The 22,162-nt window shown below is 68.7% G+C and carries 17 protein-coding genes and 1 pseudogene; 7 read left to right on the top strand and 11 right to left on the bottom strand.

From position 1 onward, the window contains the following. Window positions 1-282, top strand: a 282-nt coding sequence (locus ACLQ7T_RS13915) for a hypothetical protein (RefSeq protein ID WP_420479960.1), incomplete at its 5' end; no start/stop codon positions are given. 14 nt (window positions 283-296) lie between these two features. Here ACLQ7T_RS13915 and acs read toward each other — a convergent pair. Then, window positions 297-2,240 (bottom strand): acetate--CoA ligase, encoded by a 1,944-nt coding sequence (gene acs / locus ACLQ7T_RS13910; protein ID WP_420479959.1) that lies wholly within the window; start codon window positions 2,238-2,240, stop codon window positions 297-299. A gap of 268 nt (window positions 2,241-2,508) precedes the next feature. On the opposite strand from acs, the gene ACLQ7T_RS13905 reads away from it, so the two are divergent. Continuing rightward, complete coding sequence (locus ACLQ7T_RS13905; RefSeq protein WP_420479958.1) at window positions 2,509-3,798, top strand: cystathionine gamma-synthase family protein; 1,290 nt, start codon at window positions 2,509-2,511, stop codon at window positions 3,796-3,798. Window positions 3,799-3,810: 12 nt separating this feature from the next. Here ACLQ7T_RS13905 and ACLQ7T_RS13900 read toward each other — a convergent pair whose 3' ends face one another. After that, window positions 3,811-5,478 carry an MFS transporter gene (locus ACLQ7T_RS13900; protein WP_420479957.1) on the bottom strand — a complete coding sequence of 556 codons (1,668 nt, stop codon included), beginning with the start codon at window positions 5,476-5,478 and terminating at the stop codon, window positions 3,811-3,813. 154 nt (window positions 5,479-5,632) lie between these two features. Between ACLQ7T_RS13900 and ACLQ7T_RS13895 the strand changes: the two genes are divergently transcribed. Further along, window positions 5,633-5,926 (top strand): hypothetical protein, encoded by a 294-nt coding sequence (locus ACLQ7T_RS13895; RefSeq protein WP_420479956.1) that lies wholly within the window; start codon window positions 5,633-5,635, stop codon window positions 5,924-5,926. Here ACLQ7T_RS13895 and ACLQ7T_RS13890 read toward each other — a convergent pair. Genes ACLQ7T_RS13890 through ACLQ7T_RS13870 form a run of 5 tightly spaced genes read right to left on the bottom strand, consistent with a single transcriptional unit; the run spans window position 5,923 to window position 10,668 of the window. Next, a complete protein-coding gene (locus ACLQ7T_RS13890; RefSeq protein ID WP_420479955.1) occupies window positions 5,923-7,017 on the bottom strand; it encodes a sugar kinase in 1,095 nt (364 codons plus the stop codon). The two genes, ACLQ7T_RS13895 and ACLQ7T_RS13890, sit on opposite strands and share 4 nt — an antisense overlap. After that, a complete protein-coding gene (locus tag ACLQ7T_RS13885) occupies window positions 7,018-8,298 on the bottom strand; it encodes a TRAP transporter large permease (RefSeq protein WP_420479954.1) in 1,281 nt (426 codons plus the stop codon). A gap of 2 nt (window positions 8,299-8,300) precedes the next feature. Further along, window positions 8,301-8,810 carry a TRAP transporter small permease gene (locus ACLQ7T_RS13880; protein WP_420479953.1) on the bottom strand — a complete coding sequence of 170 codons (510 nt, stop codon included), beginning with the start codon at window positions 8,808-8,810 and terminating at the stop codon, window positions 8,301-8,303. 44 nt (window positions 8,811-8,854) lie between these two features. After that, entirely contained in the window at window positions 8,855-9,856 is a 1,002-nt protein-coding gene (locus tag ACLQ7T_RS13875) for a TRAP transporter substrate-binding protein (protein ID WP_420479952.1), read from the bottom strand. Further along, a complete protein-coding gene (locus ACLQ7T_RS13870; RefSeq protein ID WP_420479951.1) occupies window positions 9,853-10,668 on the bottom strand; it encodes a 2-keto-4-pentenoate hydratase in 816 nt (271 codons plus the stop codon). The genes ACLQ7T_RS13875 and ACLQ7T_RS13870 overlap by 4 nt, the downstream gene beginning before the upstream one ends. A 128-nt stretch (window positions 10,669-10,796) precedes the next feature. On the opposite strand from ACLQ7T_RS13870, the gene ACLQ7T_RS13865 reads away from it, so the two are divergent. Together ACLQ7T_RS13865 and ACLQ7T_RS13860 are read left to right on the top strand one after the other, a co-directional pair. Next, a complete protein-coding gene (locus tag ACLQ7T_RS13865) occupies window positions 10,797-12,164 on the top strand; it encodes a pectate lyase family protein (protein WP_420479950.1) in 1,368 nt (455 codons plus the stop codon). A gap of 59 nt (window positions 12,165-12,223) precedes the next feature. Further along, on the top strand, window positions 12,224-13,288 hold the full coding sequence (locus tag ACLQ7T_RS13860; RefSeq protein WP_420479949.1) for a LacI family DNA-binding transcriptional regulator: 1,065 nt from the start codon (window positions 12,224-12,226) through the stop codon (window positions 13,286-13,288). On the opposite strand, the gene ACLQ7T_RS13855 is transcribed toward ACLQ7T_RS13860, so the two are convergent. Together ACLQ7T_RS13855 and ACLQ7T_RS13850 are read right to left on the bottom strand one after the other, a co-directional pair. Further along, window positions 13,264-14,877, bottom strand: coding sequence for a family 43 glycosylhydrolase (locus ACLQ7T_RS13855; protein WP_420479948.1), 1,614 nt, complete (start codon window positions 14,875-14,877; stop codon window positions 13,264-13,266). The two genes, ACLQ7T_RS13860 and ACLQ7T_RS13855, sit on opposite strands and share 25 nt — an antisense overlap. Window positions 14,878-15,003: 126 nt before the next feature. Then, on the bottom strand, window positions 15,004-15,642 hold the full coding sequence (locus ACLQ7T_RS13850) for an RpiB/LacA/LacB family sugar-phosphate isomerase (RefSeq protein ID WP_420479947.1): 639 nt from the start codon (window positions 15,640-15,642) through the stop codon (window positions 15,004-15,006). 201 nt (window positions 15,643-15,843) lie between these two features. Between ACLQ7T_RS13850 and kduD the strand changes: the two genes are divergently transcribed. After that, window positions 15,844-16,599, top strand: coding sequence for a 2-dehydro-3-deoxy-D-gluconate 5-dehydrogenase KduD (gene kduD, locus ACLQ7T_RS13845; RefSeq protein WP_420479946.1), 756 nt, complete (start codon window positions 15,844-15,846; stop codon window positions 16,597-16,599). Here the strand turns inward: kduD and ACLQ7T_RS13840 are convergent. Next, window positions 16,596-17,897, bottom strand: a complete 1,302-nt coding sequence (locus tag ACLQ7T_RS13840; RefSeq protein ID WP_420479945.1) for a pectate lyase family protein — start codon at window positions 17,895-17,897, stop codon at window positions 16,596-16,598. The two genes, kduD and ACLQ7T_RS13840, sit on opposite strands and share 4 nt — an antisense overlap. Window positions 17,898-18,116: 219 nt before the next feature. On the opposite strand from ACLQ7T_RS13840, the gene ACLQ7T_RS13835 reads away from it, so the two are divergent. Next, complete coding sequence (locus ACLQ7T_RS13835; RefSeq protein WP_420479944.1) at window positions 18,117-21,098, top strand: TonB-dependent receptor; 2,982 nt, start codon at window positions 18,117-18,119, stop codon at window positions 21,096-21,098. A 58-nt stretch (window positions 21,099-21,156) separates the two neighbouring features. Here the strand turns inward: ACLQ7T_RS13835 and ACLQ7T_RS13830 are convergent. Continuing rightward, a pseudogene (locus tag ACLQ7T_RS13830) lies at window positions 21,157-22,162 on the bottom strand (amino acid kinase family protein); the annotation flags it as partial.

The raw sequence follows: 22,162 nt of genomic DNA, 5'->3' as shown, positions 1-22,162 counted from the left end.
GACGGCTCGACCTTCGTGCTCAGCATGGAGGTGCTGCTGTTCGCCAACGGCTCGAGCGACCTGCTGGTCTATCCGGCGGAGGTGGCGGCGGGCCTGATCCTGGCGGCCGGGCCCGGCGACCTCGACCAGCCCCTGGTGCAACCCGCCCTGCCGGATGCGCCTGACGTTCTGGCGCACGCTGCGTTCCGCCTGCCGCGGTGGAGTTCAGGTCCGGACTCGCACGCCACGCTCGAGGACCTGAACGGTCCTCATCCGGTCGTCCACGATCCCTGGGGGCTGTAGGCCCCCGGGGGCGATCAGGCCGCCCCGGCCCGGTTCTTCACAAGGTCGTCCACCACCGAGGGGTCGGCCAGGGTTGAGGTGTCGCCCAGGGCGCCGATTTCGTTTTCGGCGATCTTGCGCAGGATACGGCGCATGATCTTGCCCGAGCGGGTCTTGGGCAGGCCGGGGGCCCACTGGATCACGTCCGGCGCGGCGATGGGGCCGATCTCGTGGCGCACCTGGGCGACCAGCGCCTTGCGCAGGTCCTCGGTCGCCTCCACCCCGTTGTTCAGGGTGACGTAGGCGTAGATGCCCTGACCCTTGATGTCATGGGGGAAGCCGACGACAGCGGCCTCGGCCACGTCGTCGTGCAGGACAAGGGCGCTCTCGACCTCGGCGGTGCCCATCCGGTGGCCCGAGACATTGATCACGTCGTCGACCCGGCCGGTGATCCAGTAGTAGCCGTCGGCGTCGCGGCGGCAGCCGTCGCCGGTGAAATACTTGCCCGGATAGGTGCTGAAGTAGGTCTCGAAGAAGCGTTGGTGGTCGTCGTAGACCGTCCGCATCTGGCCCGGCCAGCTGTCGGTGATGCACAGATTGCCTTCGGTCGCGCCGTCCAGAACCGCGCCCTCGGCATCGACCAGCTGCAGCTCGACGCCGGGCAGCGGCCTGGTCGCGGAACCGGGCTTCAGGTCCGTCGCGCCGGGCAGGGGAGAAACCAGAACCCCGCCGGTCTCCGTCTGCCACCAGGTGTCCACGATCGGGCAGCGGCCTTCGCCGACGACCTCATGGTACCAGCGCCAGGCCTCCGGGTTGATCGGCTCGCCGACCGAGCCCAGCAGGCGCAGGGATTTGCGGCTGGTCGCCTTCACCGGCCCGTCGCCCTCGCGCATCAGGGCCCGAAGGGCCGTGGGGGCGGTGTAGAAGATCTCGACCTGATGCTTGTCCACCACCTGCCAGAAGCGGCTGTGATCCGGATAGTTGGGCACGCCCTCGAACATCAGGGTCGTGGCGCCGTTGGCCAGCGGGCCATAGACGCAGTAGCTGTGACCGGTGACCCAGCCCACATCGGCGGTGCACCAGAAGACCTCGCCGGGGCGGTAGTCGAACACCAGTTCGTGCGTCCAGGACGCCCAGAACAGATAGCCGCCCGTGGTGTGGAGCACGCCCTTGGGCTTTCCGGTCGAGCCCGAGGTGTAGAGGATGAACAGCGGGTCTTCGGCGTTCATCGGTTCGCAGGGGCAGTCGTCGGCGACGGTCGCCTTCGCCGTCTCGTAGCGAACGTCGCGGCCTTCGACGATCGGCGTCTCGGCGCCGGTGTGTCTGATCACCAGCACCTTGTCGACCGCGACCTTCTCGAGCGCGGCGTCGACATTGGCCTTCAGCGGAATGCGCTTGCCGCCGCGTACGCCCTCGTCGGCGGTGATCACCACCCGGGAGCCGCAGTCCTCGATCCGGCCCGCCAGGCTGTCCGGCGAGAAGCCGCCGAACACGACCGAGTGAACCGCCCCGATCCGCGCGCAGGCCAGCATGGCCACGGCCGCCGCGGGGATCATCGGCAGATACAGGGTGACCCGGTCGCCCTTGATGACGCCGATGTCCTTCAGGACGTTGGCCATCCGGCAAACCTCGGTGTGAAGCTCGCGGTAGGTCAGTTTCCCGGACTGGGTGGGCTCATCGCCTTCCCAGATGATCGCCGTCTCGTCGCCCCGGGCTGCGAGGTGGCGATCCAGGCAATTCCAGGCGACGTTGAGGATGCCGTCGGCGAACCAGCGGATGCGGAAGTCCGCCTTGTTGAACGAGACGTCCTTGATCAGGGTCGGGGCGGTCATCCAGTCGATCCGCCGCGCCTGCTCGGCCCAGAAGGAGTCCGGCGTTTCGCGGGCGGCGACCCGGGCGGCGTCGTAGCCGTGGGCGGTCATGCGCGCGCGCTGCGCCCACTCGGACGGGACGGGATAAAGATCAGGGCCTTCGGTCACGGCGTTCCTCACTCGATGTTCTTGTCGGACCGTTCCGGTCCCGCCGGCGGGTCGAGCCGCCAGCCCGACCACCGAACAGCAAGCAGATGGGGTGGTCCAGCCTGAAGCGACAAGATGGGCTCCGTCAGGTGTCGCGAATGTGCGTCAGTTTCCGGGAATCGACGCCGCGGGGCGCCTTGGCGGTCCGGCTGGAGTCGGGCGCGCGGATCGGCTATCGCCTCGCCCACGCAAGGGCGCCGGCAGACGCGCCCGCCAAGGGAAACGACCGATGACCAGGGACCACCACGCCCGCCGCCTCGGCGCGCACGCGCTCGCCCCCGAAACCCTGATGATGGGCTACGGCTATGATCCGGCCCTGTCGGAGGGCTCGATCAAGCCGCCGATCTTCCAGACCTCGACCTTCGTCTTCCGTTCGGCGGAGGACGGGAAACGCTTCTTCGAGGTCGCCTATGGCCTTCGGGAGAAGGACCCCGAGGAGGCGCTGGGACTGATCTATTCGCGGATCAACAACCCCAATCTGGAGATCCTTGAGGACCGGCTGGCGATCTGGGACGGCGCGGACAAGGCCCTGGTCTTCTCCAGCGGCATGGCGGCGATCTCGACCACCCTGCTGGCGCTCAGCCGGCCGAATGACGTGGTGGTCTATACCGCGCCGGCCTATGGCGGCACCGAATACCTGTTCGACCGCATCCTGCCCCGGATGGGGGTGGCCACCGTCAGCGTCAGCGATTGCGGGGACGCCGAGGTTCTGGACCAGACCATCCGCGCGGCGGCGGCGCAGGCCAAGGCGCGGGGCGGGCGGCTGGCGGCGGTCTATGTCGAGACCCCGGCAAACCCGACCAACCAGTTGATCGACCTGCGCGCCGCCGCGGACTCGATCCGGGCGCTCGACCAGGCCGAGGCCCCGCCGCTGGTGGTCGACAACACCTTCCTCGGCCCCCTGTGGCAGAAGCCGCTCGACCATGGCGCGGACCTCATCCTCTATTCGCTGACCAAATACGTCGGCGGACATTCGGATCTGATCGCGGGCGCCTGTCTGGGCCGGGCGGACCTGATGGCGCGGGTCGCCGAGATGCGGACCATCTGCGGAACGATCACCGACCCGCACACTGCCTGGCTGCTGACGCGAAGCCTCGAAACCCTGCACATCCGCATGGAACGGTCGCAGGCCAACGCCGCCGAACTGGTGCGTCGCCTGCGCGGCCATCCGAAGGTCGAAGCGGTGCTGGACGCCGGGGGCGCGGAAAGTTCGCCCGCCCAGCAGGCCGTCTTCGCCCGCCAGTGCCTGGGCGCGGGTTCGACCTTCTCCATCCGGCTGAAGGGTGGAGAGGCCGAGGCCTTCCGCATGCTGAACGCCCTCGGCCTGTTCAAGCTGGCGGTCAGTCTCGGCGGCACAGAGAGCCTGGCCTCGCACCCGTCCAGCACCACCCACTCGGACTATTCGCCCGAGGCGAAGGCGCGGTGCGGCATCGGCGACAACCTGGTGCGGCTGTCGGTCGGGATCGAGAACGTCGAGGACCTCTATGCGGATCTCGACCAGGCGCTGGCGGCGATCTGACGCCGGCGCCGGTCAGGCGTGGATGTCCACGTCCTTCCGGTCCCGGATCAACAGGCCGCCGACGATGACCGTCAGCACCGCCACCACGACCGGGTACCAGAGTCCGTAGTAGATGTTGCCCGTGGCGGCGACCATGGCGAAGGCCGTCGTCGGCAGGAAGCCGCCGAACCAGCCGTTGCCGATGTGATAGGGCAAGGACATCGAGGTGTAGCGGACCCGCGTCGGAAACATCTCGACCAGCGCCGCCGCGATCGGGCCGTAGACCATGGTCACGTACAGCACGAGCACGAACAGGATCGCCACCACCAGCGGCTTGTTCACGAGCGCGCTGTCGGCCTTGGCCGGATAGCCGGCGGCGGCCAGGCGGCCGCCCAGATAGGTCTCCCACGCCGTCCTGATGGTCTTGAAGTCGTCCGGGGCGAGATCCGGCCCCGTCACGCCGGGAACATGCATGACCTCGATCCGCTCGGCGCCGATCCGGACGACGGCCGAGGTCCCGGCGGGCGCGGCCTCGTTGCCGTAGGTGACCCCCGCCTTGGCCAGATAGCTCTTGGCGATGTCGCAGGAGCTGTCGAACTTCGCCTTGCCGACCGGATCGAACTGGAACGAGCAGCCCGCGGGATCAGCGACCACGGTCACCGGCGCCCGGGCCGTCGCGGCGGCCAGCTGCGGATTGGCGGCGCCGGTGAGGGCGTGGAACAGGGGGAAATAGGTCAGGGCGGCCAGCAGGCAGCCGACGAGAATGATCGGCTTGCGCCCCACCTTGTCCGACAACCAGCCCCAGAAGACGAAGAAGGGCGTGGCCAGGAACAGGGCGGTCGCGATCAGGACGTTGGCCAGCGCCGGATCGACCTTCAGCGTCTTCTCGAGGAAGAACAGGGCGTAGAACTGGCCGGTGTACCAGACCACGGCCTGACCGGCGGCGAGGCCGAACAGGGCCAGCAGCACCAGCTTGAGGTTCGGCCATTTGCCGAAGCTGTCCTTCAACGGGGTGGTCGAGCCCTTGCCCTCGGCCTTCATGCGTTTGAACGCCGGGCTTTCGGACAGCTTCAGCCGGATCCACAGGGAGACGCCCAGCAGCAGGATCGAGACGAGGAAGGGAATCCGCCAGCCCCAGTCCTTGAAGGCGTCCTCGCCGAGGGTCGACCGGACGCCCAGAATGACCAGAAGGCTGAGCATCAGGCCGGCCGTGGCGGTGATCTGGATGAAGGAGGTGTAGAAGCCGCGTTTCCCCGGCGGGGCGTGCTCGGCGACATAGGTGGCCGCGCCGCCGTACTCGCCGCCCAGCGCCAGCCCCTGCACGAGGCGCATGAGCACCAGGATGATCGGCGCCGCCACGCCGATGAGGGCGTAGGACGGCAGCAGGCCGACCACGAAGGTCGACAGCCCCATCAGCAGCATGGTCACCAGAAAGGTGTTCTTGCGCCCCCAGAGATCGCCCAGCCGTCCGAAAACGATCGCCCCGAACGGGCGCACCGCGAAGCCGGCGGCGAAGGCCATCAGGGCGAAGATGAAGCCGGTCGTCTCGTTCACGCCCGAGAAGAACTGCGCCGTGATGATCGCGGCCAGAGAGCCGTAGAGGTAGAAGTCGTACCATTCGATCACCGTCCCGACGGACGAGGCGAGAATGACCAGCCGGTCATTGCGGTCGACGGCGTGTTCCCCGGCGGCGTCGGTCATGTGGTCCCTCCCCGGACTCTGTTGCGTGAACGTGGACCGGATTTTCCCGTTAGGCCAGTCGCGCCTCCTGAAGGCGAGTCGACGTGCAAGTTTTACTTGTGTCGGCGGCCCGGCCGCCTCACCATCGCTGCGGCATCAGCAGCGGATCAGCACCATGAGCCCGGTGAAAGGCGTCACCATTTCAAGTGGTTCAGTGACCTTCCATGAGGCCCGCGAGGAGGCGTTTCTCGAAGCCGACGCCGGTCCGCCCTTCTTCGAGGTGGCCTTCATGGTCGATGTCGAAAGCGAGGCTGAGGGGCTGACCGTCCGGAACATCTTCCATCTGCGCACACGGGTCGGCGGGCTTCCGGAGACGACGCCCTGGAGCGAGGTGGAAGCCCGGGCCTATGCCCAGCTGGCTCCGATGCTGACGGACTCCGCCCGCCTGATCGGACCGTCGCGCGCCTAGCGGACGGCGGCCGCGCCCCGCCCTTCGGCCAGTCCCTTCACCTCGGCGAGCGAGGTCATGGCGTTGTCGCCCGGCGTGGTCATGGCGATCGCGCCGTGGGCGACGCCGTAATTGACCGCGCCCTGCGGACCGAGGCCGTTCATGAAGGCCCAGGCCAGTCCCGACACGAAGCCGTCGCCGCCGCCGACGCGGTCCAGCACCGCAATCTCCGTCACCGGCGTGGCGTACCGCGTCCCGTCGAGCCACAGCACCGCGCCCCAGCGGTTGACCGAGGCGGAGACCGGGTCCCGCAGGGTGGCGGCGAAGACCTGTACGTTCGGCAGTTCCTTCGCCAGCCGTGTCGCGAGGGCGTCGAAGGGCCGGCTGTCCGCCGGATCAGCGCGGACGTCGGCCGTCTCGATCCCGAGGCAGGAGGCGTAGGCGTACTCGTCCCCGACCAGCACATCGACCAGGGCGGCGATCTCGCGGTTCACGCGGCGCGCGGCGTCCGGGTCCGGATGGCTGGACCACAGACTGGCGCGGTAGTTGAGGTCGTAGCTGACGACGACTCCGTGCCTTTTCGCCGCGCGAATGGCGGCCAGGGTCGTTTCGGCGGTGTCGGCCGACAGGGCGGCGAAGATGCCGCCGGTGTGGAGCCAGCGGACCCCCTCGGTCCCGAACAGATGATCCCAGTCCACCTCATCCGGCCGGATCTGCGAGGCGGCGGAGTTGGCGCGATCCGAACAGCCCAGGGCGCCGCGGGGACCGAAGCCGCGCTCGGTGAAGTTCAGGCCGACCCGGGTGTTGCGGCCGACGCCGTCGGCGTCCCGCCACAGGATGTGTGACGTGTCCACGCCGCCCTGGAGGATCAGGTCCTCGACCAGCGCCCCGGTTTCGGTGCGGGGCAGGGCGGTGACGACCGATGCGCGCAGGCCGAAGGTCTTGCGCAGGCCGCGGGCGACATTGTACTCGCCGCCGCCCTCCCAGACTTGGAAGGCGCGGGTGGTGCGGATGCGTCCCTCGCCCGGATCAAGGCGCAGCATGACCTCGCCCAGGGCGACGCAGTCCCAGCGGCAGTCTTCGGCGGGACGGAGGCCCTTGAGGTCGGTCATCTATTTCAACAGCGAAGGCAGCCAGAGCGAGATCGCGGGCACGAAGGTGACCAGCATCAGGACGGCGGTGCAAGCCAGATAGAAGGGCCAGATGGACCGCAGGCTGTGGGTCATGGGCACCTTGGCGATGGCGCTGCCGACGAAGAGGACCGAACCGACCGGCGGCGTGATCAGGCCGATGCCGCAGTTCAGCAGCAGGATGACGCCGAACTGCACCGGATCGACCCCGAAGGCCTTCGCGACAGGCAGGAAGATCGGGGTGCAGATGATGATCAGCGGCGCCATGTCCATGAAGGTGCCGAGGATCAGCAGGATGACGTTGATCAGCAGCAGGATCAGGATGGGGTTGTCGGTCAGGGTCTGCAGCAGGCTGACCATCAGCGACGGCACCTGAAGATAGGCCATCAGCCAGCCGAAGGCGCCCGCGCAGCCGATGATGAACAGCACGGCGCCCGACGTCCGGGCCGCGCCGGTGCAGGCGGCCTTGAAGGCGGTCCAGCTCATGTGGCGATAGATCAGGCCGGTGACGACGGTGGCGTAGACCACGGCGATCGAGGCGCTCTCCACGGCGGTGAAGATGCCCGCCCGGATGCCGCCGAAGATCAGTCCGACCAGCAGAAGGCCGGGCACGGCGGCGACCAGCCGGGTCAGCACCGCGCGGAAGCCCGGGAAGGGCTCGGCGGTATAGCCGCGCCGGCGGGCCATGACATAGGAGACCGCCATCAGCGACAGGGCCAGCAGCGCCGCCGGGATGATGCCGGCCGCGAACAGGTCGGAGATCGACACCCCGCCGCCGGCGGAGGCCGAGTAGAGGATCATGTTGTGCGACGGCGGGACCAGCAGGGCGACCAGCGCCGCCGAGATGGTGACGTTGACGGCGAAGTCGCTGTCATAGCCGCGCTTCTGCATCTGGGGGATCATGGTGCCGCCGATGGCCGAGACGTCGGCGATGGCGCTGCCGGAGACCCCGCCGAACAGGGCGGAGCCGACGACCGTCACCTGGCCCAGACCGCCGCGCACGTGACCGACCAGCGAGCCGGCGAGGGTGATCATCCGGTCGGACAGGCCGCCCTTCATCATCAGTTCGCCGGTGAAGATGAACAGGGGGATGGCCAGCAGGGCCACCGAGGTGATGTCCGATCCCATCTGCTGGAACACCACGATGGGCGGCAGGGCCAGGAACAGGACCGTCGCCAGCGTCGCCGCCAGAAGGGAGAAGGCGACCGGCACGCCGAGCGCCAGCAGGACCGCGAGCAGCCCGAAGAGGATGATGTATTCCATGATCAGTCCTCCGCCTCGACGGTCTCGGGGTCGCGGTAGTCGCCGGTCAACAGACGCTCCACCGAGAACAGCAGGATCAGGCCGCCGCCGATGCACAGCCCGGCGAACCGCAGGCCGGAGGGCAGGGGCGCGCCGGCCATGTTCACCGCCCAGTCGTCGATCATCAGCGTTCCGCCCAGCCAGAGCAGGCCCGCGCCCGCCGCCGCCGCGATCAGGCGGGACAGCGATTTCAGGCCGAACCGGAAGGGACCGGGCAGCGCCTGCTGCAGGCTCTGGAAGGCGAAATGGGTCTCGCGCCGGACGGCCACGGCGGCGCCGAACATCACCGCGAAACTCATCAGCAGCAGGGCGAGGGGTTCGGTCCAGCCGGGGCTGTCGTTCAGCACATAGCGGGCGAAGACCTGCCAGGCCTGGATCAGGGCCATCAGCACGAGGGCGACGCCGGCCAGCCCCAGAACCAGGGTGGCGAGTCGATCAAGCGCGCGGGTCAAACCGCGTCGGGATTCAGTCATGCTCGGTCCCCCTCCCTGGGCGCCGACGGGGTGTGCGCGGTCGTTCAGGCGACCGCTGCGATACGTTCGTGGAGCGCGCGCAGGCGCGGCTCGGAAAGGTATTTGTCCAGCACCGGCCGGACCGTGGCGGCGAAGGCCTCCCGGTCGACCTGGGCGACCCGGGTGCCGGCGGCCAGCACGGTGGCGCGGGCCTCGGCCTCGCGCTGGTCCCACAGGGCGCGCATGACCGGCACCGACCGGCGGGCCACGTCGCGGACCAGCTCCTGGTCGCTCTTCGACAGACGGTCGAGGCTGGCCTTGGACATCAGCAGGGCGTCCGGCGAGAAGGAGTGCTGGGTCTCGCTCCAGTACCGGGCCACCTCGTACTGGCGGCTGGACTGGTAGCTGGGCCAGTTGTTCTCGGCCCCGTCGATCAGATGGGTCTGCAGTGACGAGAAGACCGCCCCGAAGGTCAGCGGCGTCGGATTGGCGCCCATCGCCCTGATGGAGTCGAGGAAGATGTCCGACTGCGGGGCGCGCATCTTCAGGCCCCTCATCTGGCCGGGCTCGGTCACCGGGTGGCGCACATTGTAGAAGCTGCGCGGCGCGGCGTCATAGTAGGCGAGGCCCACCAGACCACGGCCCTCGAACACGTTGAGCAGTTCGGTCCCGATGTCCCCGTCGACCACGGCCCGGACGTGCTGCACCGAACGGTAGACATAGGGCAGGGCCAGCAGCCGGGTTTCCGGGAAGGCGTTGTTCAGGGCCGCCACCGCGACACGGCAGATGTCGACGGCCTGGAAGCGGGTCAGGCCGATAGAATCGTCCTCGGTGCCCAGCTGGCCCGCGGGGAACTGGCTGATGCCGATGCGCCCTTCGGTCAGCCGCCCCAGCTCCTCGCCCATCCACTTGACGGCGGCGACGGTGGGGTAGTCGGCGGGGTGGACGTCCACGGCGTTCAGAACGGTGCGGCCGCCGGTCGCGCGCGGCGCGCAGCCGGACAGACCCAATCCGGCGCCCAGTCCGGCGACTCCGGCGAGGGCGAGGGTGCGACGGGTCAGGCTCATGCGGCGTCTCCCTTGGCCTCGACCGCCACGCAGGCGATCCGGCCGTCGGGGCCGAAATCGGCGACCGCCGACTGGCCGATGAAGATCTGGTGCACGCCGGTGGCGGCGCCGGTCGAGATCAACTGCCCGGCCTCCAGCCGGCGGCCGCGACGGTGCATCAGGTTCAGCAGGAAGGCCAGCGAGTCCAGCGGACCGTTCGGGATGGAGGTCGCGCCTCCGGTCCCGATCACCGCATCGTCGATACGGGTCTCGCAGGTCAGGTCCATCAGACGCGCGCGCCAGTCGGCCACCGCGCCGCCCAGGATCAGCCCGGCGTTGTTGCCGAAGTCGGAGGCGGTAACTGCAGGCCCGTGGCCGTTGATTTCCGCGAAGGGGCTGCCGGCGATCTCGACCCCGACGAGGACCCGGCCGACCAGGTCAGCGGCGGCGTCGGGCGTCCAGCCGTCCCGGTCCGCGGGAGTCTCCGCCAACTCCAGAACGTATTCGGCCTCGACCGCGGCAAAGCCGCCGTCGATGACGCCGAAGGCGGTCGGCTGACCGTCGACGGCCGACCAGACGTTCCGGGAGAAGATCGGCCCGGCCAGGCGCCCGGCGCCGAATTGGGTGTCGAACGGCGGCGGCACGCGGCCCAGTTTCCAGCCCGCGATCCGGTCCGGCCAGAGGCGGATGGCCTCGTCCTGGATGGCGTAGGCGGCGGCCAGACTGTCCGGCGTCTCGCCCGGATAGGTCGGCACGGCGATGCCCTTGCGGCGCGCGTCCGTGAAGGTCCGCGCGATCTGCGAACCGCTTGAATTGTCGTGTGCGTGGTTCACGCATCCTCCCGTTTGCGACGGACATTGCGCAGGAAGGAAACCGGTGTCAATTTGAATCCGGCGTCGCATTGGGCGACGTTGCCAGCACAAGACCGCGGTCACAGTCGGTCAGGCTACAGGATGGAAACATGACCCTCGCCCGTCTGGCCGCCGTCGCGGCCGCGCTCGTTCTGCCGCTCGCGGCGCCTGCCGTTCCGTACGCCCAGACGTCGCCGTCAGCGCCGGCCGAGGCCGCCCTGCCGGCCTTCCCCGGCGCGCTCGGCTGGGCCGCCGCGACCCCGGGCGGACGCGGCGGACGGATCATCCGGGTCACCAATCTGAACAGCGAGGGGCCGGGCTCCCTGCGCGAGGCGATCGAGGCCGAGGGCCCGCGCATCGTGGTGTTCGAGGTCGGCGGGGTGATCGACCTGGACCGCAAGACTATCAAGCTGACCAACCCCTTCATCACCATCGCGGGGCAGACCGCGCCGTCGCCCGGGATCACCCTGATCCGCGGCGGCATCGACGTCGGCGGCCACGACGTGATCATCCAGCACCTGCGCGTCCGGCCGGGCGCGGCCGGTCAGGGCTGGATGAGCGGCTGGGACGAGGACTCGATCTCCACCCAGGCGGCGTACAACGTCATCGTCGACCACTGCAGCCTGGAATGGGCGACGGACGAGAACCTGTCGGCGTCCGGCCCCCGCTTCACCGGCGCGACGCCCGAGGAGTGGCGCGCCGGGACCAGCCACAACATCACCTTCTCCAACAATATCATCGCCGAGAGCCTGGCCCGCGCCAGCCATTCGAAGGGCGAACACTCCAAGGGCTCGCTGATCCACGACAACGTCACCGGCCTGCTGATCGTCAACAACCTCTACGCCCACAACTACGAGCGCAGCCCGCTGTTCAAGGGCGGGGTGCACGGGGTGATCGTCAACAACCTGATCTATGATCCGGGCCCGCGCGCCATCCACTACAACCTCGCGCCGGAGGAGTGGCTGGATCACCCCTATGAGGTCGGCAAGATGACCGCGATCGGCAACGTCCTGCGCGCCGGTCCCTCGACCCCGACGGACCGGCTGGCCTTCCTGATGATCGGCGGCGCGGGGGATCTGGAATACTACGGTCGCGACAATATCGCCGTCGACCAGGTGGGTGAGCCGTTGCGGATGTTCGGCCGCTACACCACGGCGCCGGCCCGGATCATCGAGACGCGCCGTCCGCCGGTCTGGTGGGAGGGGCTGACCCCGATGCCGGCCTCCCGGGTCCAGGTCTCGGTCCTGTCGCAGGCGGGCGCGCGGCCGTGGGATCGCGACATGCGCGACGTTCTGCTGGTCGCCGAGGTGGCCGAGGGTCGCGGCGAGATCATCGACAACGAGAGCGAGGTCGGCGGCTATCCGGTGGTTCGCGAGGCGACCCGCCGTCCGTTCAATCCGGACGACTGGGATCTGCGTTTCATGACGCCGCTGCGGGACGAGGTCCTCTCGCGCCCGGCCAGCCGCAACCATACCTGAGGCTGACAGGACCCCCGACGCGGTCTAAGGACAGTGTTCGACCAGAGAGACTCACCCGCGTGAACGACAGCCGGCGCCCGGGCGGAAAGCCCGCCACCATCAACGACATCGCCCGCCTGGCGGAGGTGTCCAAGAAGACGGTGTCGCGCGTCATCAACAACTCCCCCTTCGTGAAGGAGGAGACGCGCAAGCGGGTCGAGGCGGTGATCGCCGAACACGGCTTCACCCCCGATCCGCAGGCGCGGGGTCTGGCCTTCCGTCGGTCGTTCCTGGTCGGGATGATCTACGACAATCCCAGCCCCAACTACGTCGTGAACATGCAGCAGGGCGTGCTGGACGGGGTGCGGGGGTCGGGCCTCGAGCTGGTGGTCCATCCCTGCAACCGCGCCTCGCCGACCTTCCTGGACGAGGTGCGCGGCTTCGTGGTGCGCCAGAAGCTTTTCGGCGTGGTCATGCCGCCGTCGGTGTCGGAAGACGACCGGGTCATCGAAATCCTCAAGGAGGTCGACTGCCCCTATGTCCGCATCGCCTCGGTGTCGCTGGACGAGCCCGCCTGCATGGTGGTGACCCACGACCATCGCGGCGCGGCGCAGGCGGCGCGGCATCTGGCCGAGCTGGGCCACACCCGGGTCGCCTTCATCTCCGGCCCGGACACCTTCCGCTCGTCGTTCGAGCGCGGCAAGGGCTTCCGCGAAGGACTGGCCCAGCACGGCCTGTCGATGGACGACGCCTATACCCGCAAGGGCGCCTATACCTTCGAATCCGGGGTCGAGGCGGCGCAGTGCCTGCTGTCGATGGATGAGCCCCCGACCGCCATCTTCGCCGGCAACGACGAAATGGCCATCGGCGTCATGAAGGCCGCCCGCGACAAGGGGCTGGACGTGCCGCGCGACCTGTCCATCGTCGGCTTCGACGACCTGCCCATGGCCTCGCGCGTCTGGCCGAACCTGACCACCGTCCGCCTGCCCATCCGCGACATGGGCCGCATGGCCGCCGAGAAGCTGACCGCCGGCCTCCGCGGCCTCGACCCGGCGACCCTGGTGCAGCCGGTGGTCGATCCCTCGCTCATCGTGCGGGAGTCGACGGCGGCGCCGAAGGGTCAGGCCGCCGCTCCCGCCGCGTAGCTGAACCGGTCCAGCACCACCGCGCCGTCGCCCGTGCAGAACAGCGCCGGGCGCAGGCTGAGGAAGCCGCCGAAGACGTTGTGGTTCAGGCCCGAGACTTCCATCCGCGTCGGATGCCGCGCCCAGCTGGCGCCGTCGTCAGTGGAGTAGCGGTAGGTGATCACATTGCCCCGGTTCTCGATCCGCAGGCGCAGGTGATCCGCCGTCAGCGGCAGATCGGCCCAGCTCTGGCTCTCGGCATACTGCCACGACCGCAGGGCCCGTCCGTTGAAGCTGACGCCGACGAAGGCCTTGTGATTGTAGAACAGCAGCAGGCCCGCCTCGGCCTGTCCCTCGAGCTTCAGTCCGATCTCGACCGTGTAGTCCCGGTCGCCGACCAGACAGGCCAGCGGCGAGGAGTCCGCCGGCGACGTCCCGCTGCCCATGAGTCGCAGGCCGCCGGGCACGCGCCGGATCCGTCTGTCCTCGTGCTCGCCCGGCTGATGGAAGCTCCACTGCCTCCCCATCCGGTCCGTGCTGAAGTCGTCCGACAGGGGCGTCCCGGCGGGGGAGGGCCGACCACCGCGCGGCTTGGGAAGGGGGCGGGACAGGTCGCCGCCCAGCGCCCGGAACCAGCCATCCGCCGTCCACTCGATCGGCTCCAGCAGGGTCTGGCGGCCCAGGGTCCGGAAGCCGTTCTCATAGCCGTGGTAGATCATCCACCAGTCGCCCGCCGGGCCCTCGATCAGGGTCGCATGGCCGCGCGACCACCACGGTTCGTCGGTCGACAGGGTGCGGACCAGCGGGTTGTTCGGGCAGTGCTCCCACGGTCCGTGCACCGACTTCGAGCGCGCCGCGATGACCATGTGGCCGGTCACCGGCCCCGCCGTGCCGCCGACCGCCGTGACCAGATAGAACCAGTCCCCCCGGCGCAGCAGCTTGGGGCCTTCCGGCGCGAAATTCTCGGTGATCCACTCGTCAGGGAACCGCCAGGGATCATAGGCGGGCTCCAGCGCGCCGTCGGTGGCGAGGCCGTCGTCGGTCAGCCGGATCTTGCGGATGCCGTTGACGAACAGATAGCGCTTGCCGTCCTCGCCGACGATGTGGCCGGGGTCGATACAGCCGCGGATGCCCAGATCGACTGGATCGCTCCACGGCCCGGCGATGTCATCGGCCCAGATGGCGTAGATCGACCAGCCGTCGCCCGTGGGATTGGCCGGGATGTAGATGAAGTAGCGGTCGCCGTGCTTGCACAGGTCGACCGCCCAGATGTCCCCCAGATGCTGATGCAGAGCCGGACCGATCGGGGCCCAGTTCACCAGATCCGTCGACCGCCAGATGACCAGTCCCGGATAGGACAGGAAGGACGAGAAGGTCATGTAATAGGTGTCGCCGTCTTTCAGGACGGTCGGGTCCGGATGGTCTCCGGCGACGATGGGATTCAGATAGGTTCCGTCGCCCAGATCGGCGCGACGCTGTCCCTCTATGCCCGGTGCCCAGGCGGGCGCCGACGCCGCCTGTGGCCGGGCCTGCGCCTGTCCGCCCGCCGCCAGCAGGGGCGCGGCGGCCACGGCGCCCGTGGCGCCGAACAGTTGTCTGCGGTCAATCATCCTGCCCTCCGTCACTCCATCAAACGCGGAGTGTTAGCGCTAACATAGCAGCGCTTTCGAGGAAGGGCAGGGGGATCGTTCGGTCCAGGGTCCCGGACGCTCCCGGACACTCCCGGACAGGCGACCCTAGGCGAGCACGCCCCTGATGTAGTCGCGAACGGCTTCGTCTTTCGCGTTGGCGAAGAAATACTCCTGGAATCTCTCGCCGGCGATCGCGGCCTTCAGCAGGTCCTGATCGACGGCCTTCAGGGCGCCGATGATGTCCTTGCAGGTGGCCGCCTTGAGGTCCTTCAGGATGCCGCGGTTCTTGCGCATGATCTCGGCCCGCTCCTTCGGGTAGCCGAGGCCGCGCTCGCCGTCGAACAGCTTGCGATAGACGTCCTGCAGGTTCAGCTCGGCGGCCCAGCCGAAGCCCTTGGCGTAGGGCATGGAAATGGCGTTGCCGTCGTTGATCTGACCGAACAGGAAGGCGTCGGTCGGGTCGATCACCAGACCGCAGAACACGCCCGGCATGCTGTTGCAGGCCAGCATGGAACCCATGCCGGTGCCGCAGCCCGTGACCACGAAATCGGCCGCGCCCGAGTTCAGCAGGATGCCCGCCAGCAGGCCGTTCATGACGTAGGTCAGCGACGCTTTGTCTTCCGGCGCATACATGCCGTAGTGGAAGACCTCATGGCCCAGCGGTTCGGCCACGGCGGTCAGGGCGGCGTGGATCGTCTCGCTCTTGGCGGCCTGGCTGTTCTCGATGATCAGGGCGATTTTCATGGTGTTCCTCCGGGTCGGTCAGGGGGTCGGAGCGCCGGTGCGACACCAGCCCGTCCCTGTTTGCATCGGCTTATGACACCGGTTACCTATGCGTTCAATCCGCGCAAGCAAGTCGGGGGAGGGAATGCATGTCGGCCAGTGCGCTCAGGTGTGACATCCTCCTGTCCGGTGGTGCGCCCATCCGTCGCGAGGCCTTCTGACATGAACCCGTTTGATCTCTCCGGCCGCACCGCCCTGGTCACGGGCGCCAATACCGGTCTGGGGCAGGCCATCGCCGTCGGTCTGGCGCAGGCCGGGGCGGACATCGTCGCCGTCGGCCGTTCGGCGCCGACGGAAACGGCCGAGCTGGTGGCGGCGACCGGCCGGACCCTGCACGCCGTCTCGGCCGATCTGTCCTCCACTGCCCCCATCGCCGATGTGGTGGCGCAGTCGGTCGCCGCCGTCGGCAGGATCGACATCCTGGTCAACAATGCTGGCATCATCCGCCGCAATGACAGCCTCGATTTCACCGAGGAGGACTGGGACGCGGTCATCGACACCAATCTGAAGACCGCCTTCTTTCTCAGTCAGGCCGTGGCCCGCACCTGGGTCGAGGCCGGACGGGGCGGCAAGATCATCAACATCTGCTCGATGCTCAGCTTCCAGGGCGGGATCCGCGTGCCCTCCTACACCGCCTCCAAGAGCGGTCTGGCCGGCCTGACCCGTCTGCTGGCCTGCGAGTGGGCCTCGAAGGGCATCAACGTCAACGGCATCGCGCCGGGTTATTTCGCCACCAACAACACCGAGGCCCTGCGCGCCGACGAGGTTCGCAATCGCGACATCCTGGCCCGCATCCCGGCCGGCCGCTGGGGTGATCCGTCGGATCTGGGCGGGGCCGCGGTCTTCCTCGCGTCCGACGCCTCGGCCTATGTCCACGGGACGGTGCTGGCGGTCGACGGTGGCTGGCTGGCCCGCTAGCCGGCGAGCCCGTTCAGCCAGTCTTCCAGATTGGTGAAGCCGTCGCCGTTGCGGTCCGCGGGGCCGTCGGCGGCGCTCGCCGGGTCCAGTCCCTGCGCCCGCTCCCAGTCATCCGGCATGCCGTCGCCGTCGCTGTCGACCCAGGGCGTTCCCGCCGCCAGGTCGGGCCAGCCGCCGACCTGGGCCTGGCTGTCGATGATCCGGCCAGAGCGGTCGCGCACCCCGGCGATGATGCGGACATCCACCGCATCCCGGACCGGCCCGGCCCCGGCGTGGTCCAGCACGGCGCGGACAGTGTCGTCGACCGCCGCCGCCGCTGCCTCCGCCCAGTCCGGCCGCGTCATCAGCCGGTAGCCGGGTCGATCCGAATCCTTCACCAGCGACCAGGGATCGTCGGGGATGACGCCGCCCATGCTGTTGCCCTCGAACCAGGCGCGGGCCAGCGGATTGGACTCCTCGAAAGCCCAACGGCCTTCGGAATCCGGGCCCGGAATGTAGGCGTTGCCGATGAAGGCGTAGGCCGACAGGCTTTCGGTATCGGCGTTGTAACCGGCGTGCGACCCGCCCCAGTCGTAGAAGACGTTCGAGCGGAACTCGAAACGCGGTCCCTGCGGATCGACCGCGGGCGGGTTGTAGTTGCCCGGCCGCGGCATCCGCGCCCGATGCATGGCCCAGAGATTGTGGTGGAAGCTGAACAGGGCGCCATGGCCGCCGCGCACCAGTGATCCGTAGCCGTGGTCGCCCTTGGCGTGGCCGGAGTGGTTCAGGGATTCGGCGATGACCGACCACTGAACCGTCACATCGTACAGGCCGCGCTCGGGCGGGTCGTACCGGCTGCCGGCCGACAGGGTCTCGTCCACGGACCAGGAGGCGGAGACGTGGTCCAGAATGATCCGCCGCCCCCGCTCCAGCGAGACCGCGTCCGATTCGACCCGGCTCTCATCGCCCAGACGCGAGCGCAGGTGGCGGATCACCACATCGTCCGCGGCGACGACCAGTGCGTGATCGCGAAGCGTGATCCCGCCGCCGGGCGCGGTCTGGCCGGCGACGGTGATCTGGCCGCGACGGATGGTCAGGGGGGTCTCCAGCCGGATCGTGCCGCCGATGTCGAAGATGACGGTGCGCCGGCCGCGCGCCTCGACGGCCGCGCGCAGGCTGCCGGGGCCGGCGTCGTTCAGGTTGGTGACGCGCAGGACCGCTCCGCCGCGCCCGCCGGTCGCAAACCGGCCGGCGCCTTCGGCCCCCGGGAAGGCGATCACTTCCTCCTGCGCAACCGCCGCCTGTGTTCCGCAGAACACGGCGATCAGGATTGCAGCGAAACTTGTGACGGCTTTGTGTCGAACGCCGCTTGCGAAAACGCCGATCATCGGGTTAGGCTCACTTTTGATACCGGTGTCAGACGTCATTGCGCACCAATATGACACCGGTGTCAAACGGGAGGGCCAACGATGCCTTGCCGCAAAAACAGATAGACCGGGGCCACCCCGGCGTCCTGTATGCCCATTGGGAGGAGGCATATGTTGCAAGCCATTCGGCCGGGGATGACCCGCGCCCTTCGTCGTAGCCTGTTCGCCGGTGCGTCCGGTCTGGCTGTTGCCCTGTCGCTGGGTGTGGGAACGGCTGCGGCGCAGTCTGCGCCCCAGCAGGACCCGACCGAGATCGATGAGGTCGTGGTCACCGGCTATCGCGCCAGTCTGAACGCGGCGCTCGACGCCAAGCGTCGGGACGCCAACGTCATCGACGTGATCACCGCTGAAGACATCGGGGACTTCCCCGACCTGAACCTGGCGGAATCGATCCAGCGCGTGCCGGGCGTCGCCATCGACCGTGACGCCGGCGAAGGCCGGTCGATCACCGTGCGGGGGCTGGGCTCGGACTTCACCCGCACCCGCATCAACGGCATGGAGGCCCAGGCCACCGCCGGCGGAACCGACTCGTCGGGCGGCGCCAATCGCGGCCGCGGCTTCGACTTCAACGTCTTCGCCTCGGAACTCTTCAACTCGATCAAGGTGCGCAAGACCGCCGCGGCCGAGACCGAGGAGGGATCGCTCGGCGCGACCGTGGACCTGCAGGCCTCGCGCCCGTTCGACTACAAGGACGGCTTCACCGCCGCCATGTCCGCCCAGGTCGGCTACAATGACCTGTCCGAGCAGTACAATCCCCGCCTGGCCCTGCTGCTGAGCAACACCTTCGGCGCCAATGACGAATTCGGCGCCCTGATCTCGGTGGCCTACAGCGAGCGCAGCCTGCTTGAAGAAGGCTTCAGCTCCGTTCGCTGGGCGCCGGCGGTCGGCACCGGAAGCTCCGGCGGCTTCTGCTCGCCGGTCGGCGTGACGCCGCAGAACCCGAGCAACAGCTCGTCGACGGGATCGAACGCCGCCAACTGCGCCACCGGCGTGGTGCGTCCGACCAACACCCCGGCCAACGTCACCGCCTACACCCTGGCGAACCAGTCGAACGTCTTCATCCCGCGTCTGCCGCGCTACGGTCGCCTGACGCACGAGCAGGAACGCCTGGGCGTCACCGGCGCCTTCCAGTGGCGTCCGGCCGAGTCGACCCTGTTCTCGCTGGATGTCCTGTACTCGTCGCTCGACGCGACCCGGCAGGAGGACTTCCTGGAAGCCCTGTCGTTCAGCCGCAACGCCGCGGCCGGCGGCCAGACCCAGGTCATCGTCCGCGACGCCGCGGTCGAGAACAACATGCTGGTCTACGGCGTGTTCGACAACGTCGATGTCCGCTCCGAAAGCCGCTACGACCAGCTGTCGACCGAGTATCTGCAGGTCAGCCTGACGGCCGAGCATGACTTCACGGACCGTCTGCACAGCCGCTTCTACTACGGCCGGGCGGAGTCGAATTTCGAGAACCCGTTCCAGACCACGGTCACCCTCGATCGCTCGAACATCCAGGGCTATTCGTGGGACTTCCGCGGCAACCCGAACGCGCCGGTCATCAACTACGGCTTCGACGTCGCCAACCCGGCCAACTGGGAATGGCGCCCGTCGACGACTGCGGTGCCCCGTTCGGAAATCCGCATCCGGCCCAACGGCGTGGACACGCTGTTCGAGTCCTTCCAGGCTGACTTCGCCTATGACGCCAGCGATTGGCTGACCTTCAAGGCGGGCGTCAACTGGAAGAGCTACTCCTCGGACTCCTACGAGTTCCGTCGCGCGGACGAGACCGTGGTGCCGGTGCTGCCGGGCGGCACGACCGTGGCGGACATCTCGAATGTCCTGACGGGCTTCGGAAACGGTCTGATTCCGTCGGGCACCGCGTCCAGCTGGGTGCGGCCGGATCTCGGCGCGATCGCGGATCTCTTCAACATCTACTGCAACTGCAACACCGGCGTGCCGGGCGGGGACTTCACCCTGACCAGCATCACCAACGGCAATGCGCGGGGCGGCAACCGGACCATCAAGGAAGACGACCTGGCCGTCTATCTGCAGGCGGATTGGGACACCGATCTCTTCGGGCGGCCGTTCCGCGGCAACGTCGGCGTCCGTCAGGTCAGCACCACGTTGAACGCCACCGGCTACAGCTCGACCGGCGGCGGCACCCTGGTCACCGGTGAAAACCAGTACGACAACACCCTGCCGTCGCTGAACGTCAGCTACGAGCCGGTCGATGACCTGATCGTCCGCTTCGGCGTGGCCTCGGTGATGGCCCGTCCGCAGATCGGCAACACCCTGGCGGGCACCAACTATCTGGTGCCGACCACCTCGCTGGCGGCGACCGGGCCGAACTACACGGCCACCATCGGCAATGTGAAGCTGCAGCCGTTCGAGGCCACGACCTACGACTTCAGCATCGAATGGTATTTCGCCCGCGAAAGCCTGCTGTCCTTCGCCTATTTCTACAAGGACATCGACACCTACATCCAGATCATCCGTCAGGACCTCGCCTATTCGGATCTGACGGCCCTGAACCCCTCGGCGTTCGCGCCGGGCTTCTGCACGGGCACCTGCTCGTCCTCGACCATCTTCCAGCTGACTTCCGCGGTGAACACCGAGGGCGGTCCGCTGAAGGGCTTCGAGATCAGCTACCAGCAGCCCTTCACCTTCCTGCCGGGGCCGCTCGAGAATTTCGGCGTGCAGCTGAACTACACCCACGTCGAGTCCGAGATCGACTACTGCAACAACGCCCTGTGCACGTCCTTCGTGACGGCGGACCTCATCAACCTCTCGCCGGAGTCGTGGAACGCGACCCTGTACTACGAGGATGACCGCTTCTCGGCGCGGGTCTCGGGCGCCTTCCGGGACACCTACATCCAGAACGTCCCGGGGCGGAACGGCAACAACATCGAGGGCAAGATGGAGACGTTCAACCTGGACGCCTCGGCCTCGTACAATCTGACTGACGATCTGGAGCTCACTCTGGAGGCCCTCAACCTGACGGACGAGGAAAACCACCAGTACGTCGGCGACGGCGCTGATCGTCAGAGCACCTCCGTCTATCACCACACCGGCCGCCAGATTTACCTCGGCGCCCGCTATCGCTTCTGATCACTCCTGAACCGAAGCGCACTTCAGCCGCCGACCCGGAAGGGTCGGCGGCTTTCTTTTATGCGGCGACCAGATCAGCCAGATCGGCCCAGACGCTTTCCGTCGTCGGGACGCGTCCGGCGCCGCGGCCGCGCGCGGTGAACACCCTGCCGTCGCCGGTGGTCACGCGCAGGGCGTTCCACTCGTCGGGCAGGTCCGCCAGCAGGGGGTCGCCGTCCACGGCGACGAAGGCCACCCCGGCGCTGTCGGCCCGCACGTCCAGGCGGGCGAGCTGACGGACCCGGCCCGCGGGCAGGACGGCGTCGGCGGCCAGGGTCTGGCGCCCGATCCGCTCCGGCGACAGGCCGCCCTCCAATGCTTCATGGGCGAGGATGGCCAGCTTGGCGGCGGCGTCGAGGCCGCTCAGGTCGGCGGTCGGATCCTCCTCCGCGAAGCCCGCCTCCCGGGCCCCGGTCAGGGCGTCCTCGAAGGCAATACCGTCGCTCAGCCGGTTCAGAATGAAGTTGCAGGTGCCGTTCAGCACGGCCTCGATCCGCACCACCGGCGCGTGGGCCCGGGCGCGCCGCACGGTCTCGATCAGCGGAGAGCCGCCGCCCACGCTGGCCGAGTAGAGCAGGCGGGCGCCGCCGGCTTCGGCCAGGGCGGTCAACGCGGCCAGGTCCCCGCCGACCGCCTGTTTGTTGGCGCTGACCACATCGACGCCCCGCGTCAGGGCGGCCCGGATCAGGGCCAGTCCGGTGGAGGCGTCGGAGATGGCTTCGACCAGCACGTCCGGCTCGCGCGCCAGCAGGGCGGCGGGGTCGGCCAGCAGCAGCCCGTCCGGCACGGACGGCTCCCGCGGCTTGGCCGGATCGCGCACCAACACCCCGACGACGTCAAAGCGCTTGTCCGCCAGCAGGCGCGCCAGCACGCCGCCGCCGACGACGCCGCATCCGGCCAGGGCCACGCGCAGCGGAGGCCGGGACGCGCCTTGCGGGGCCGGCACCGCCGTATCCGGGCCGGTGACGATCGAGACGGGCGCCTCCAGCAGGGCCTGCCCCGGGCCGGGCCGGCTTGTGGCGACC

Source organism: Brevundimonas sediminis, assembly GCF_048799765.1.
In the GTDB taxonomy this organism is placed as follows: Bacteria; Pseudomonadota; Alphaproteobacteria; order Caulobacterales; family Caulobacteraceae; genus Brevundimonas.
The sequence above is the reverse complement of the archived record's forward strand: the minus strand, read 5'-3'. Positions and strand labels throughout refer to the sequence as shown.

Coding starts and splice junctions, on each gene's coding strand:
- ACLQ7T_RS13905 (WP_420479958.1), top strand. CDS start 2,509: ATGACCAGGGACCACCACGCCCGCCGCCTCGGCGCGCACGCGCTCGCC.
- ACLQ7T_RS13880 (WP_420479953.1), bottom strand. CDS start 8,810: ATGACTGAATCCCGACGCGGTTTGACCCGCGCGCTTGATCGACTCGCC.
- ACLQ7T_RS13890 (WP_420479955.1), bottom strand. CDS start 7,017: ATGACCGACCTCAAGGGCCTCCGTCCCGCCGAAGACTGCCGCTGGGAC.
- kduD (WP_420479946.1), top strand. CDS start 15,844: ATGAACCCGTTTGATCTCTCCGGCCGCACCGCCCTGGTCACGGGCGCC.
- ACLQ7T_RS13855 (WP_420479948.1), bottom strand. CDS start 14,877: ATGATTGACCGCAGACAACTGTTCGGCGCCACGGGCGCCGTGGCCGCC.
- ACLQ7T_RS13885 (WP_420479954.1), bottom strand. CDS start 8,298: ATGGAATACATCATCCTCTTCGGGCTGCTCGCGGTCCTGCTGGCGCTC.
- ACLQ7T_RS13875 (WP_420479952.1), bottom strand. CDS start 9,856: ATGAGCCTGACCCGTCGCACCCTCGCCCTCGCCGGAGTCGCCGGACTG.
- ACLQ7T_RS13900 (WP_420479957.1), bottom strand. CDS start 5,478: ATGACCGACGCCGCCGGGGAACACGCCGTCGACCGCAATGACCGGCTG.
- ACLQ7T_RS13835 (WP_420479944.1), top strand. CDS start 18,117: ATGTTGCAAGCCATTCGGCCGGGGATGACCCGCGCCCTTCGTCGTAGC.
- ACLQ7T_RS13895 (WP_420479956.1), top strand. CDS start 5,633: ATGAGCCCGGTGAAAGGCGTCACCATTTCAAGTGGTTCAGTGACCTTC.
- ACLQ7T_RS13865 (WP_420479950.1), top strand. CDS start 10,797: ATGACCCTCGCCCGTCTGGCCGCCGTCGCGGCCGCGCTCGTTCTGCCG.
- ACLQ7T_RS13850 (WP_420479947.1), bottom strand. CDS start 15,642: ATGAAAATCGCCCTGATCATCGAGAACAGCCAGGCCGCCAAGAGCGAG.